The sequence below is a fragment of the Mesorhizobium sp. M8A.F.Ca.ET.202.01.1.1 genome, from assembly GCF_004791595.1.
GTDB lineage: Bacteria > Pseudomonadota > Alphaproteobacteria > Rhizobiales > Rhizobiaceae > Mesorhizobium.
In genome coordinates this window covers 1-278 of the sequence record NZ_SRUN01000357.1, presented here as the reverse complement: position 1 = coordinate 278, position 278 = coordinate 1, and the positions used below count along the sequence as shown (strand labels likewise).

The 278-nt window shown below is 65.5% G+C and carries 1 protein-coding gene; it reads right to left on the bottom strand.

All coding sequences use genetic code 11. The annotated features are described in order from the left end of the window. Positions 1–278: cytochrome c (locus tag EN845_RS35185; protein ID WP_135931369.1), on the bottom strand; the 278-nt coding region annotated here is incomplete at both ends.

Here is a 278-nt window from a genome sequence, read left to right as displayed (position 1 = left end):
GGGAAGGCAAGCTTGTGATCAGGCGCCTTGCCGGCGACTGCCGGCAGCGTCTTCATGAACGCGTAAAGGTCGGCGACATCGGACGGCGTCATGCGCGCGTAGGAGGCGTAGGGAAAGGCCGGGTAGAAATGCTCGCCCGCCGGCGAGACGCCCCTCAGCATGGCGTTGGCGAAGTCTTCCTCGCTCCAGGCGCCGATCCCGTCCTTGGCATCCTGCGAGATGTTGGGCGGCACGAAGGTGCCGAAAGGCGTCTTCAGTTCGAGGCCGCCCGCAAGTTC